General features: G+C 66.9%; 13 protein-coding genes. 3 read left to right on the plus strand and 10 right to left on the minus strand.

Features of this window, described 5'->3' with window-relative positions:
- Positions 1-111: 111 nt before the first annotated feature.
- Together BM075_RS06400 and BM075_RS06405 are read right to left on the minus strand one after the other, a co-directional pair.
- Positions 112-930, minus strand: a complete 819-nt coding sequence (locus BM075_RS06400) for a MurR/RpiR family transcriptional regulator (protein ID WP_093359814.1) — start codon at positions 928-930, stop codon at positions 112-114.
- A 293-nt stretch (positions 931-1,223) separates the two neighbouring features.
- Positions 1,224-2,363 carry a deoxyguanosinetriphosphate triphosphohydrolase gene (locus tag BM075_RS06405; protein ID WP_093359815.1) on the minus strand — a complete coding sequence of 380 codons (1,140 nt, stop codon included), beginning with the start codon at positions 2,361-2,363 and terminating at the stop codon, positions 1,224-1,226.
- A gap of 98 nt (positions 2,364-2,461) precedes the next feature.
- Between BM075_RS06405 and BM075_RS06410 the strand changes: the two genes are divergently transcribed.
- Positions 2,462-2,779: a HesB/IscA family protein gene (locus BM075_RS06410; protein ID WP_093359977.1), complete on the plus strand. Its 318-nt coding sequence runs from the start codon at positions 2,462-2,464 to the stop codon at positions 2,777-2,779.
- Positions 2,780-2,809: 30 nt separating this feature from the next.
- Here the strand turns inward: BM075_RS06410 and BM075_RS06415 are convergent, their stop codons facing one another.
- Positions 2,810-3,292, minus strand: a complete 483-nt coding sequence (locus BM075_RS06415; protein WP_245758755.1) for a D-galactarate dehydratase — start codon at positions 3,290-3,292, stop codon at positions 2,810-2,812.
- A gap of 105 nt (positions 3,293-3,397) precedes the next feature.
- Here BM075_RS06415 and moaA point away from each other — a divergent pair, with 105 nt between their 5' ends.
- A complete protein-coding gene (gene moaA, locus BM075_RS06420; protein ID WP_093359979.1) occupies positions 3,398-4,399 on the plus strand; it encodes a GTP 3',8-cyclase MoaA in 1,002 nt (333 codons plus the stop codon).
- 163 nt (positions 4,400-4,562) lie between these two features.
- Here moaA and BM075_RS06425 read toward each other — a convergent pair whose 3' ends face one another.
- The 4 genes from BM075_RS06425 to BM075_RS06440 form a co-directional block, all read right to left on the minus strand.
- Positions 4,563-5,363 carry a glycosyl transferase gene (locus tag BM075_RS06425; protein WP_093359816.1) on the minus strand — a complete coding sequence of 267 codons (801 nt, stop codon included), beginning with the start codon at positions 5,361-5,363 and terminating at the stop codon, positions 4,563-4,565.
- Positions 5,364-5,453: 90 nt separating this feature from the next.
- Positions 5,454-6,617: a M20 aminoacylase family protein gene (locus tag BM075_RS06430; RefSeq protein ID WP_093359817.1), complete on the minus strand. Its 1,164-nt coding sequence runs from the start codon at positions 6,615-6,617 to the stop codon at positions 5,454-5,456.
- Between the two features lie 99 nt (positions 6,618-6,716).
- Positions 6,717-8,021, minus strand: coding sequence for a DUF3422 family protein (locus BM075_RS06435; protein WP_093359980.1), 1,305 nt, complete (start codon positions 8,019-8,021; stop codon positions 6,717-6,719).
- A gap of 136 nt (positions 8,022-8,157) precedes the next feature.
- The gene (locus BM075_RS06440) at positions 8,158-9,333 is read right to left on the minus strand and encodes a type III PLP-dependent enzyme (protein ID WP_093359818.1); all 1,176 of its coding nucleotides are present in this window, start codon (positions 9,331-9,333) and stop codon (positions 8,158-8,160) included.
- 333 nt (positions 9,334-9,666) lie between these two features.
- Here BM075_RS06440 and BM075_RS06445 point away from each other — a divergent pair, with 333 nt between their 5' ends.
- Positions 9,667-10,095 carry an NUDIX hydrolase gene (locus BM075_RS06445; protein WP_093359819.1) on the plus strand — a complete coding sequence of 143 codons (429 nt, stop codon included), beginning with the start codon at positions 9,667-9,669 and terminating at the stop codon, positions 10,093-10,095.
- 79 nt (positions 10,096-10,174) lie between these two features.
- Here the strand turns inward: BM075_RS06445 and BM075_RS06450 are convergent, their stop codons facing one another.
- The 3 genes from BM075_RS06450 to BM075_RS06460 all read right to left on the minus strand — a co-directional run bounded on the left by BM075_RS06450 (position 10,175) and on the right by BM075_RS06460 (position 13,807).
- Complete coding sequence (locus BM075_RS06450) at positions 10,175-11,608, minus strand: NAD(P)(+) transhydrogenase (Re/Si-specific) subunit beta (RefSeq protein WP_093359820.1); 1,434 nt, start codon at positions 11,606-11,608, stop codon at positions 10,175-10,177.
- A gap of 13 nt (positions 11,609-11,621) precedes the next feature.
- Complete coding sequence (locus tag BM075_RS06455; RefSeq protein WP_093359981.1) at positions 11,622-13,196, minus strand: Re/Si-specific NAD(P)(+) transhydrogenase subunit alpha; 1,575 nt, start codon at positions 13,194-13,196, stop codon at positions 11,622-11,624.
- 128 nt (positions 13,197-13,324) lie between these two features.
- Positions 13,325-13,807 carry a methyltransferase family protein gene (locus BM075_RS06460; RefSeq protein WP_093359821.1) on the minus strand — a complete coding sequence of 161 codons (483 nt, stop codon included), beginning with the start codon at positions 13,805-13,807 and terminating at the stop codon, positions 13,325-13,327.
- Positions 13,808-13,895 lie beyond the last annotated feature (88 nt).

The following is a 13,895-nucleotide window of genomic DNA, read 5'->3' on the forward strand; positions in this document are numbered from 1 at the left end:
TACGGATCACTGCGCCGCGCAACGCAGGCGGCGCACTCGCCTCATCTCAAACCTGGAACCACATGACGGAATGTCAAGTCGGAGACTGTCCTGGATAGACCCTATATTCCATCATGCGTCGTCCCGCGCGGTCCCCACCGCGACGGCAAGCGCCAGGGCGAGCGACAGTGTGGCCGACAACGAGCGGAACGCGCCGAACGTGGCCTCTGCCACCCGGATCGGCAACACACCCTCCCGATGCAGCGGCCCGGAAGCGGAATCGGTGATCGCAACCACCGGCACCGACCTGGACGTGCATTCCGACGCGAGTTCGAGCGTTTCCTCGGTATAAGGGGCGAATGTGATCGCGATCAGCGCGTCGCCCTCGCGGATCGCATGACGGTGGCTCAGCTTGCCCACCCCATCATGCAACATCGCCGGAATGTGCATCTTGTCAAAGGCATAGGCGAGGTAGGACGAGACGGGAAAGGATCGTTTCAGGCCAATGATATGGATCATGTTGGCCTTGGCCAGCGCGGCCACCGCCTGGTCCAGAATACGCGGGTCCACGGTCGTCGTGATCTTCTCCAACGACATCCGCCCCGCATCCACGAATTCCGCCAGCATCGCCGAAGGGCTCGCCGCCCCCCGCTCCCGCAGGTTCTGCAACCGCGTTTCGTAGTCGGGCAAAGTGGGTGCGTAGGACGTGCGGAACAGCTTCTGCAGCTCGCTATAGCCGGAAAATCCGAGGATCTGGCAGAAGCGGATCAGGGCCGACGGCTGCACCCCCGCCGCGGCCGAGACCTCGGAGACCGTGGAAAGCGCGATCCGATCGCTGTGCACCGCGAAATACTCGGCACATTGCTTCAACCGCTTCGGCAGGGTGTCGGACACCTCGTTCAGACGCTCGTGAAACGCCTCGATGGACTGCGGGGCGGGCATGTCCGGCATTGGCTGGGTCCTCCACTCTGCGAGCGAGCCTGCCCGGCGATCCTCTCGACACGGACATGGAAAATAAATTCCATATCTTCCAGATGGTCAACCGAGAACCGGACCGAATTCGTGATGGCATGTCACTTATCGCCCGACACGCGACCGTCGACATGTTCGCGCAGGCCGGAGAGACCGTGCCCGCACCCAGCACGCCAGACGTATCGACACCTTTCGCAACAGCCACCACAGGCGCCCACCGCCCGAAGGGCTCAAGGGGAATGCGCCGCAGGCGCGCCGATTGGCAACCGGACCTATCCCAGCAGCCGCGCATGCTGTTGCAACGCGAAGCGGTCGGTCATCCCGGCGATGTAATCGGCAACGATCCGCGCCAGCTCGGGCGCCCCCTCCGCGCGCGCCACATCCTCCCGCCATTCCGCCGGCAGCAGGTCCGTCCGCCGCATGTAGAGCGGAAACAGATCCTCGATCACCCGGGTCACCCGCTCGCGCTCTTCCACCACTTCCGGCGCGCGGTACATCCGCGAGAACAGGAACGCCTGAATCTCCCGCAGTTGCCGCCAGACCTCGTCCGAAAAGCGCACCACCGGCCGCCCGAGGTCGCGCACCGCCTGCGCATTCGCCGGCGCCGCCTTCGCCAGCCGCGCCCGCGCCGTGCCGATCACATCCGTCACCATCACGCCAAAGACCCGCCTCAGCGCCTCGTGCCTGCGCCGCTGCGCGTCCAGCCCTGGCCAGCAGCGGTCCACCTCGGCATAGGCCCCCTCCACGATGGGCAAGTCCGCAACCTCGTCATCGGTGAACAGCCCCGCCCGCAGTCCGTCCATCAGGTCGTGGTTGTTGTAGGCAATATCGTCGGCCAGCGCCGCCACCTGCGCCTCCGCGCTGGCGTGGGTGTGCAGTTCCAGGTCGTGCCGCGCGTTGTACTCCGCCAACCCATACGGCAACGGCCCCTCCACCGGCCCGTTGTGCTTCGCAATCCCCTCCAGCGTCTCCCACGTCAGGTTCAGGCCATCGAACCCCGCATAGTGCCGCTCCAGCGAGGTCACGATCCGGATCGCCTGCGCATTGTGATCGAACCCGCCGAAAGGCGCCATCAACGCCGCCAGCGCATCTTCCCCGGTGTGGCCAAAGGGCGTGTGGCCCAGGTCGTGCGCCAAAGCCACCGCTTCCGTCAGTTCCCCGTTCAGCCCGAGCGCGCCCGCAATGGTACGGGCCACCTGCGCCACCTCGATGGAATGGGTCAGCCGGGTGCGGAAGTGGTCCCCCTCATGCTCCACGAACACCTGGGTCTTGTGCTTCAACCGGCGAAAGGCCGAGGAGTGAATGATCCGGTCGCGGTCGCGCTGGAACGGGGAGCGGAACGTGCTGATCGCCTCCGTGTACAGGCGCCCGCGGCTCTCGGCGGGATCGCAGGCATAGGGTGCCAGTTCCATGGTAGTCCTTGTTGGGCCGGTCCGGCCCGCATATATCTCGGATGAGACCGGAATACGACGTGGATTTCAGGAAGATTTCAGGAAAACGACCGATGGACCTGTCCCTCCCCCCCAAAGTCACCGACCGTGCCTTTGCCCGCCTGGCCGAGATCGAGGCAGCCCCCAAGGCGCTGCGCGTCGCGGTGGAAGGCGGCGGCTGCTCGGGCTTCCAGTACGAGATCACCCTCGACGAGCCGGCGCAGGACGACCTCGTGCTTCAGGGTCAGGGCCAGACCGTGGTGGTCGACCCCGTCTCCCTGCCGTTCCTGGAAAACGCGACGATCGATTTCACCGAGGAGCTGATCGGCGCCCGCTTCGTGGTGGAAAACCCCAACGCCACCTCCTCCTGCGGCTGCGGCACCAGCTTCTCCATGTAAGCGGCCGCGCCGACCGCCGGCCGTCCGCCGTCAGCCCCCGAAAACCACCAATTCAGGCAAAGACGTCAGCGGCGCCTCCAGCACCCGCAGCGCCGGCAAGCTGACGCGCGTGCCGGACCCGGCCGCCCCGCCCGACGGGCGCAACTCCACCTTCACCGACTTGCCGTTTGCCGGGTTCTCCAACCGCCCCTGGATCACCGAATCCACCATCCCCGTCTCAGCCCAGAACCCGGGATCGGCGGGATCGCCCAGCGACGCGATCGTCGTGCCCAGCCGTTTCTCACCGTCTTCCACCGGCGCCGCAGCAGCAGCCCGCTCTTCCGCCGTCGTCGTGTCGAACTGCTCGACCGTGACGGCGGACTTCGGCGGCGGCGCCTGCTCGGTGCCCGGTGCCGGGCCCTCCGGCGCCTCCTGCACCGCTTTCGGCGCATCGGCCCGGAATGGCGCTCCGATCTGCGCGCACCCGGCCACCCCAAGCACCATCGCCGCCATCAGAACTCGTGTTGCCATCATCGGATCCTCTTCGATATGCGCCCGCAACCTGCACCGCGCTCACGAAGGTGACAACCGCTCATCGGGGGCTTGCTCCAATTCGCGCACATGCGTAGCCTGCCGGTCATGACGGCGCCCCTGATAGATCCCTTCCAGCGCGCCGTGACCTACCTCCGGGTATCGGTCACGGACAGATGCGATTTCCGCTGCAACTACTGCATGTCGGAAAACATGACCTTCCTGCCCAAGCGGGACCTGCTGACCTTGGAAGAGCTCGATACCGTCTCCACCGCGTTTATCCGCCTCGGCGTGCGCAAGCTGCGCATCACCGGCGGCGAACCGCTCGTGCGCCGCAACATCCTCTCCTATTTCCGCGCCACCGCCCGGCACCTGGAAAGCGGCGCGCTCGACGAACTGACGCTGACGACGAACGGCAGCCAATTGCACCGCTTCGCCCCGGACCTCGCCGCGCTCGGCGTCCGGCGTGTGAACATCTCGCTCGACACGCTGGACGAGGAAAAATTCGCCCGCATCACCCGCTGGGGCCGCCTCGCCCAGGTGATGCGCGGGATCGACGCCGCCCAATCCGCGGGCTTGCGGGTAAAGATCAACACCGTGGCGCTCAAAGGCCTGAACGAGGACGAACTCTTCACGCTGACAGACTGGTGCGCTTCCCGCGACATGGACCTCACCTTTATCGAGGTCATGCCCATGGGCGACATGGGGGAGGAGGACCGGCTCGACCAGTACTGGCCCCTCAGCGACCTGCGCGCCCAACTGGCCACGCGCTACACCCTGACAGACCTGCCGGATCGCACCGGCGGCCCGGCCCGCTATGTCCGTCTGGAAGAAACGAGCCAGCGGATCGGCTTCATCACACCGCTTTCGCACAACTTCTGCGAAAGCTGCAATCGCGTGCGCCTGACCTGCACCGGCGAGCTCTACATGTGCCTCGGCCAGGAAGACCGCGCGGACTTGCGCCCCGCCCTCCGCGACCGCCACACCGGGCCGCTGGAAGACGCCATTCGCGCCGCCATCCGGCTGAAGCCCAAGGGCCACGACTTCGACTATTCCCGCCAGGAAGTCGCCGGGCAAATGCCACGCCACATGAGCCACACCGGCGGCTGACCCACCGCCCGCGCGACGTTCCCCCGGCGCGCTCCGCTGCCGCCTTTCCATCTTCTCAGCAAATCACCCCGCTCACCGGGCCGGCGGGGAAGCGACCGGCCGCTGCCTCAATGCCGGAGGCATGCACCCCGAACGCGGCCCCGGCGCCCGCAGGGAACGGCCCTTAGGCCCACTGCGCGCCAAGATCCGCCCGCGCCCGGTCGATCCAATGCTCCCGCAACCAGGAGCACGCCAGCGAATGGCGCAGGATCGAGCCGTGGTAGCCGTCCACCGCTTCGCTCATCTTCGGCCGGCCGTGGAAACAGACCACCCGAGCATTTTCCGGCAGGCGCGGCTCTGTCAGGTAGTTCATCGGCGGCAGCCGCATGCAACCGTGCTTGAAGCTCACCACCTGGTCGCCGGGAAGATAGGCAAAGGCCCCCCTCTCCTGCGCGAGCGTGGAGGTATAGCGCTGCTCCGACCCCCGCGCCCGAGCCACCTGACCTGCGGGATCGGCGGCCAGCGCCTCGTAGAGCCAGCCATGCAGCGCCGGATCGAAGCGGAAGACAGACCCATGCCCCGTCTTCCGCCCGCGCCGCGCCTCCACCCAGTCAGCCCGCATCGCGACGGTGCCCGGCGCGTGGTGCAGCAGGTCGTCGAGCCCGCCGGTGACCACCACGTCGAGGTCGAACCCCAGAAGCGGCCCCTGCAGATCGGGGATCAGGCCGGGGCGAAACAGGCTGACCTTGCGCATCGCGCCCTGCCGGTTGGCGACGGCCAGCGCTGCGTCCATCTCCGCCTGGAACGGCTCCTCCGTCAGGTCCAAAACCTCCACCCCCGGATGCAGGCCCTCCCGATGCTCGGTCATGCAGAAAAAGCGCACGTCACCCGACAGGTTCCGCCGCGCCCCGGAATAGAGGCGGTTCACGTATTCGGGGCCGAACAGCGTGCCCCACTTGATGCATATGACGTTGGCTGCGGCCACGGGCGATCTCCTTCGCCCCGCTCTACCGCGTCACCCGCCGCTCCGCCAGTTGCTCCGGCGGCACCGGACCGCGAAATCTCCAAACGCCCCTCAGCCGAGCGGCATCCGCGCTTCCGCGATCTCAACCCACCAGGAGCAGCCGGCCGGGATCGCCGCGTCGTTGAAATCGTACTGCGGGTGATGAACCGACGCGGTGTCGCCATTGCCCAGCAGGATGTAGGCGCCCGGACGCTCCTGCAACATGAAGGCGAAATCCTCCCCCCCCATCACCAACGGCGCCTCCGCGCAGGCCCCCGCCACGCTGCGCGCCACCTCCGCCGCAAACGCCGTCTGCACCTCGGAATTGACCATCACTGGGTAATTGCGCCGGTAACTCACCTCCGCCGTTCCCCCGAACAGCGCCGCCGTCCCCTGCGCGATCTCGCCAAGTCGCCGCTCGGCCAGATCCTGAACCGCGGGCATGAGGGACCGCGTCGTGCCCTTCAGCCGCACCTCCTGCGGGATCACATTGTAGGCCTTGCTCGACGTCTCGACGGACGTGACGGAAACCACCAGATTTTCCACCGGGTCCGCATTCCGCGCCACGATCCCCTGAATCGCGACGACCGCGTGGCTCGCCATCACGACAGGATCGACCGTCTCGTGCGGCTTTGCCGCGTGGCCGCCCCGCCCGCGAAAGACAATGTCGAACGTGTCCGTCGCCGCAAAGAACGGCCCCGGCCGGATCGCGAAACTGCCCAGCGGCAGGCCGGGCCAGTTATGCATGCCGTAGACTTCCTGAATGCCGAAGCGTTCCATCAGCCCGTCCCGGCACATCTCCCGCCCACCGGCACCGCCCTCTTCGGCGGGCTGGAAGATCACCGCCACCGTCCCGTCGAAATTCCGCGTCTCCGCTAGGTACTGCGCCGCGCCGAGCAGCATGGCGGTGTGCCCGTCGTGCCCACAGGCATGCATCACCCCCGGCGTCTGGGAGGCATAGGGCACGCCCGTATCTTCCTCGATCGGCAGCGCGTCCATGTCCGCCCGCAGCCCGATCACCTTGCCCGAGCCCGTCTGCCGCCCGCGGATCACCCCCACGACCCCCGGTCCGCCGATGCCCGTCTCCACCTCGTCGCAGCCGAACGCACGGAGCTTCCCGGCGACCGTTTCGGCGGTCCGATGGGTGTCGAACAGAAGCTCGGGATGACGGTGAAAATCGTGCCGCCAGGTGATGATCTCGGGATGCAACTCGCCGAAACGGTTCCTCACGGGCATGGAAATCTCCTTGGGCGGGGTGGGTCGCCCGCCACAATCCCGCCCGGCGCGGGCAATGGCAAGGGGCGATCGTCGCCCCTGCCGACGCACGCGCGCCGCTCAGTGCATTCCCTTGCGAATTCGCCGGATCATCAGGAACACCACCAGCACGACGACAGGCGTCAGCAGCGCCGTCGCAAGCCCCTTGCTCAGCCCCACCGCCTCGTAGAACGGATAGGTGGCATAGCTCGCCAGGTTCAGCGCGTAGTAGCTGATCGCCACCACCGACAGCCCCTCGACCGTGTGCTGCAGCTTCAGCGCCAGGTCGGCCCGGCGGTCCATGCTCTCCAGGAGCCTCTGGTTCTGTGCCTGCCGTTCCACATCCACCCGCGTCCGCAACAGATCCCCCGCCCGCGCCGCGCGCTCGGCCATCGTCCTCAGCCGCGCCTCGGTGGAGCGGATCGTCCGCATGGCCGGGTCGTACCGGCGCGACACGAATTCGCTGAACAGTTGCCGGCCGGCAAACCGGCTCTCCCGCAGCACCCGCACCCGGTCGTGCACGATCGCCTCGTAGGCCGCCGTCGCGCCGAAACGGAAGGACGCGGTCGCCAGCAGGTTCTCCAGCTCCGCCGACACGTTCAGCAGCTTTCCCAAAGCCTCCTCGGCGGGCCGACTATCCCCCGTCAGATCGCTCATCAGCGTCACGAGTTGCTTGTCGATCTCCCCCATACGCGCGCTCACGTCCCGCGCGCGCGGCAGGCCCAGCAGCGACATCGCGGAGTAGATCTCGATCTCCGTCAGCCGCTGCACGATCCGCCCGATCCGCCGCGCGCCTACGTCGGGGCGGACGAATAGCGCGAACCGCACGTGACCCGCGGTGTCGATGCGGAAATCGCTCGCGACGATGGCCACCTCGTCCAGCACGTAGCCCGCCGACAGGCTCTCGGCGACGAACCACTCGTCCAACCGCTCCGCCACCGCCTCCTCGGCGCCGTTCTCCAGCACCTCGATCCGGATCATCGCGGAGGCGATCCTCAACCCCGGCGCCGCCGCCAGCCAGTTGGCCGGCAGCACCTCGTAGTCGGCCGGATCGAACGGCCGCGCCTCCAACCCGTCCAGAAACAGCGTGTAGGTGGTGAATTCGGTATGGCACTCCCACTTCAGCGTATGCCGCCCGAGTCGGCCGATCCAATGCGTCGCCCCCGGCTTCGGATGGGGCGCGCCGAACCGGTCGAGCAACACCACCAGATGCGCCCGGTCCTCCGCTCGGTCCCGCGTGGCGGCATCGCGCGGCTGCTTGAACGCCAGATACATCGCCCGGCACGGGGCGGAGACCTCCGGAAAGGGCCGCGCATGCAGCTCGTTGGCCAGCTCGTAGCGGCGCGGATGGTCCGACGGGACAGGGGCGGGGGCGGGATCACTCATGAGGGCCAGATAACCCTGCGGAAACAGGCCTGTAAAAAGATTTCTCCGCATGCGGCGGCATACGGCCCCCGAAACGAGAACCGGCCGCGCAGTCCCCTGCCCGGCCGGTCGCGGTTACAGATATCTTGCGGGAGCGTCAGATGACGACCACGTCCAGCGGCGGGAAGCCGTTGAAGCCCACAGAGGAGTAGCTCGAGGTGTAGGCGCCCGCGTTGCGGATCACCACGCGGTCCCCCGCGCGCAGGCTCAGCGGCATCGGCATCGGCCGCTTCTCGTAGAGCACGTCCGCGCTGTCGCAGGACGGCCCGGCGAGGATGCAGGGGCCCGTCGCGTCGCCGTCGCGCGGCGTCTCGAACTGGTAGCGGATCGCCTCGTCGATGGTCTCGGCCAGCCCGGAGAACTTGCCGATGTCGAGGTAGACCCAGCGGTGCGTGTCGCGGGTCGACTTGCGCGACACCAGCATCACTTCGCAGGCAATGGCGCCAGCCTCGGCCACAAGGCCACGGCCCGGCTCCGCCATGATCCGCTCCACAGCCCCGAACCGGGCGTGAACCATGCGCATGACGCCAGCAGCGTAGTCGGTCGGAGCCTGAATGGCCTCGCCGTAGAACGCCGGGAAGCCACCGCCGATGTTGAGCAGGCGCAGGTCGTGGCCGCGCTCGCGGGCGTCGGTCCAGATGCGCGCCATCTGGTCCAGCGTCGCGCCCCACATCTCCGCCTTGCGGGTCTGGGAGCCGACGTGGAACGACAGGCCCACCGGGTCCAGCCCCAGCATCTTGGCATGGGCCAGCAGCACCATCGCGGTGTCACGGTCACAGCCGAACTTGCGGGACAGCGGCCAGTCGGCCTCGCTGTTTTCGACGATGATGCGGATGTAGACCTGCGCGCCGGGGGCGTGGTGGGCGATCTTCTCCAGCTCCTCCTCCGCGTCGGCGGCAAAGAGCGTGATGCCCGCGGCATAGGCGAAGGCGATGTCGGAGGCGCGTTTGATCGTGTTGCCGAAGGAAATTGCCTCCGGACGCGCGCCGAGCGACAGGCAGAGCTCGATCTCACCCCGGGACGCCGCATCGAAATGAGAGCCGAGTTCGACCAGACGTGCGATCACTTCGCGGGCCGGGTTGGCTTTGACCGCATAGTGGATGTCCGCCTCACCGAGACCGGCCTTCAGCGCGAGGAACTGCTGCTCGACGCGGTCGACGTCGATGACCAGCGTCGGGCGGTCGAAGGCGGTCTGCGCCAGGTAGGCGTCCAGACGAGAGGGTACGGGAAGGGCGGCGACCGAGGCTTGCGCCTCGCCGAAATGCATCGTCATCGGTCATCTCCAATAGACCCGGCCATATATGACCGCTCAGTTCCAAGGGAGACGTTACCGTCGCTACGTAAACACGTGTCGCGAGATGCTTCAGGCCAGAGGCGCGTGCGTTGGCGTCTTATCGCGGCAGATGGGGCAGAATGGGATTCGTTGCAAGGATAGATTTTGCGGCGTGCGCGATTTTTTTTCGACTCGGCAAGATGATGCAGATCGGCGACAGCCCGCGCCCTCTCCTTGCGTCCAGTGCCGGCCCGCTGGCCGGCGGGACAATCCGGTCGCTCCGGACGGCGGACTGTGAGAAGACGGCAGTGCCACAGATCAGGAGGTTCAGACGTGCCGCAAACCGCTTCCCACGGCGCCCTACGCCCTGTCGTCGCAGTGCTCGCCGTCGTCATACGCGAGCGCTCCGTCCTTTTGGTCCAGCGCGCCAACCCGCCGGACGCGGGCCTCTGGGGATTTCCCGGTGGCAAGGTCGAGTTCGGGGAACAGATCCTCGACGCCGCAGAGCGGGAACTGCTCGAGGAAACGGGCGTCCGGGCAAAGGCCCAATGCGTCTTCAACGCGGTCGACGCCTACGACCGTCCCGACGGCGCATTGCGCCAGCACTTCGTGCTGATCGCCGTTCGATGCGAATGGGAGCATGGGGAGCCGCTGGCGGCCGACGACGCGCTGGATGCGAAGTGGATTCCGTTGGAGGCGCTGGAGCGCGCGGTCACGCTCAGCCAAGACGTCGCCGAGATCGCACGGCAGGCCGCGGGCTAAGGCGCGGCGGTGTCGCCCGGCCCGGTTGGCAGCTTGTCCGCCATCCGGGCCGGGCCGTGTCACGGGCCTGTGCCGGCCCTTAGCTGATCCGGCTGAGCAGATCGTCCAGGCTCTTCTTCGCGTCACCGAAGAACATCCGCGTGTTCTCCTTGAAGAAGAGCGGGTTCTGGATGCCGGAGTAGCCGGTCCCCTGCCCCCGCTTGGAGACGATGACCGTCTTGGCCTTCCACACCTCCAGCACCGGCATGCCGGCGATGGGGCTGTTGGGGTCCTCCTGCGCAGCAGGGTTCACGATGTCGTTGGAACCGATCACGATGGCCACGTCCGTCGACGGGAAGTCGTCGTTGATCTCGTCCATCTCCAGCACGATGTCGTAGGGCACCTTGGCCTCCGCCAGCAGCACGTTCATGTGCCCCGGCAGGCGCCCAGCGACGGGGTGGATGCCGAAGCGCACCTCCTTGCCCTGCGCCCGCAGGCGGCGGGTCAGTTCCGCCACGTTCTGCTGCGCCTGCGCCACCGCCATGCCGTAGCCCGGCACGATGATCACGCTGTCGGCGTCCTCCAGCAGGCCCGCCACGCCGTCGGCGTCGATGGCGATCTGCTCGCCCTCGACCTCCGCCGCCGCCTCCCCGGTGCCGCCGAAGCCGCCCAGGATGACACTGACGAAGTGCCGGTTCATCGCCTTGCACATGATGTAGCTCAGGATCGCCCCCGAGGAGCCCACAAGCGCACCGGTCACGATCAGCAGGTCATTGCCAAGCGTGAAGCCGATCGCCGCCGCGGCCCAGCCCGAGTAGCTGTTGAGCATCGAGACGACCACGGGCATGTCCGCCCCGCCGATCCCCATGATCAGGTGATAGCCGATGAAGAGCGCCAGCAGCGTCATCAGGAACAGCGGGAAGAAGCCGCCGGTGTTGAAGTACCAGACCAGGCAGAGCAGCGAGACCGCCGCGGCCGCCGCGTTCAGCAGGTGCCCGCCGACAAGCTGCTTCGGCTTGCCGTCGATCTTGCCCGCGAGCTTGCCGAAGGCCACCACCGAACCGGTGAAGGTGATCGCCCCGATAAAGACCCCGAGGAACAGCTCGACCTTCAGGATCGAGAGTTCGACCGGCGTCTTGTGCGCCAGCACCGCGGCGAAGCCTTCCAGCATCTCCCGCTGTTCCGGCGCCATTGCCATCACGCGGGCCGCCTCGAAATGCGCGTTGAAGCCCACGAACACAGCCGCCAGACCCACCAACGAGTGCATCGCCGCGACCAGTTGCGGCATCTCCGTCATCTGCACGCGCTTGGCGACGTAAAGGCCGATCGCCCCGCCGCCCGCGATCAGGATGACCGAGAGCAGCCAGAGCCCCGAGCCGGGCCCCACCAGCGTCGCGACAACCGCCAGCGCCATGCCGGCAATGCCGTACCACACCGCCCGCTTGGCGCTTTCCTGTCCAGAAAGACCGCCGAGCGACAGGATGAAGAGGACCGCCGCAACCACATAGGCTGCCGTCGTAAATCCGAAATCCATTGCCCTCTACTCCTTACGATTTCTGGAACATGGCGAGCATGCGCCGGGTGACGAAGAAGCCGCCGAAGATGTTGATGCCGGCCATGAACACCGACAGCGACGCCAGCAGGATCACCAGGAACGAGCCGGAGCCGATCTGCATCAGCGCGCCGAGAATGATGATCGACGAGATCGCGTTGGTCACCGCCATCAGCGGCGTGTGCAGGCTGTGCGAGACGTTCCAGATCACCTGGAAGCCGACGAAGATCGACAGCACGAACACGATGAAGTGCTGCATGAAGCTCGCCGGGGCCACCAGCCCGATCAGCAGCAGCACGATCGCGCCCACCGCGAGCAGGGTCACCTGGCTGCGCGTCTGCTTCTTGAAAGCCGCAAGCTCCTGCGCCTGCTTCTCCTCCCGGGTCAGCTCCTTCGGCTTGTCCTTCTTCGGCTGCGTCGCGATTGCCTGAACCTTGGGCGGCGGCGGCGGGAAGGTGATCTCGCCCGCGTGGGTGATCGTCGCGCCGCGGATCACGTCGTCTTCCATGTTGTGGTTGACCTTGCCGTCCTTCTCGGGCGTCAAATCGGTCATCATGTGACGGATGTTCGAGGCGTAAAGCGAGGAGGACTGCGTTGCCATCCGGCTGGGGAAGTCGGTGTAGCCGACGATCGTGACGCCGTTGTCGGTCACGATCTTCTCGTCCTTCACCGTCAGCTCGCAGTTGCCGCCGCGCTCGGCAGCAAGGTCCACGATCACCGAGCCCGGCTTCATCGCCTCGACCATGTCCTTCGTCCACAGCACCGGCGCGTCCCGGTTCGGGATCAGCGCGGTGGTGATGACGATGTCGATCTCGGGCGCCAGCTCGCGGAACTTCTCAAGCTGCTTTTCCCGGAACTCGGGGCTCGACGGCGCGGCATAGCCGCCGGTCGCGGCGCCATCCTGGCTTTCCTCCTCGAAGTCGAGGAAGACGAACTCCGCACCCATGGACTCGATCTGCTCGGCCACCTCGGGGCGCACGTCAAACGCGTAGGTGATGGCGCCAAGCGAGGTCGACGTGCCGATGGCGGCAAGCCCGGCCACGCCCGCGCCGATCACCAGCACCTTCGCCGGGGGCACCTTGCCGGCGGCCGTCACCTGCCCGGTGAAGAACCGGCCGAAGTTGTTGCCGGCTTCGATCACCGCGCGGTAGCCCGCGATGTTGGCCATGGAGCTCAGTGCGTCCATTTTCTGCGCGCGGGAGATACGGGGCACCATGTCCATCGCGATGACGGAGGCGCCCTGCGCCTTCGCCGCTTCCATCAGCGGCTCGTTCGAGGCCGGATAGAAGAATGAAATCAGGGTCTTGTCGCCGGAAAGCCGCGCGACCTCTTCCTCGCTGGGCGGGCGCACCTTGGCGATGATGTCGGCCGCCTCATAAAGCGCCTCCGCCGTCTCCAGAACCTCAACCCCGGCGTCCTTGTAGACCGCGTCGGAGAAGCCGGCGGCCATTCCGGCCCCGCTCTCTATGGCGCAGTCATATCCAAGCTTTTGCAAGGCGAGCGCGCTGTCGGGCGTCATCGCCACCCGCGCCTCGCCAGGGAAAACTTCCTTCGGTGTCCCTATCTTCACGTGCTGGTCCTCTTCGTTCAGATTCGCAGCATACGAGGGCATGCCGCGGGTCGTCGCGTACTCCCGGCGTTTCATCGCACCCCTATCGCGTGTTTACCAGCCCATTGAGGCAAACCGCGTCGTTATGCTCAGAGCCAGCGCCGGGTTCGCGCCGCCCAGTCCTCCCAGCGCGCGCCAAAATCGGCGCGCAGCCGTTCCTCCTCCTGCAGGATGAAGCGGTCGGTGATGAGCCAGACGAAGAGCGGCACGAGGATCAGGCTGGGCCAGGCGCTCCAGTGGACGATGAAGCCCGTCAGGATGAGCGTATCGGCAAGGTAGATCGGGTTGCGCGACCGGCCGAAGACGCCGTTGGTCACCAGGAAATCGGCGTGCCGGTGCGGGATAATCGTCGTCCGGTTCTGCCGCATCTGCATGACGGCAACCGCCATCAGAAGCAGCCCGCCGCCGATCAAAAGGCCGGCCAGAAGGTCCGTCAGCGGCGTGTCGATCGCCCCCACAGGCACCCGCACCGCCTGAATGCGCGCCAGCAGCAGGAACAGCAGCAGCCAGACCGGCGGCAGGTCCACCCAGTGCCGAAGCGCTATCTTCCCGTCCCCGTCCCCGTTCTCCATGGCCACTCATCCCCCGGTTGCTGTGCCCGCCCGGCGTCGCCCTCATCGGTATGACTCGGGTCCGATTGAACGTCCCTCTTGCCACACC

Origin of the sequence: Tropicimonas isoalkanivorans (genome assembly GCF_900112335.1) — a bacterium.
Classification (GTDB): Bacteria; Pseudomonadota; Alphaproteobacteria; order Rhodobacterales; family Rhodobacteraceae; genus Tropicimonas; species Tropicimonas isoalkanivorans.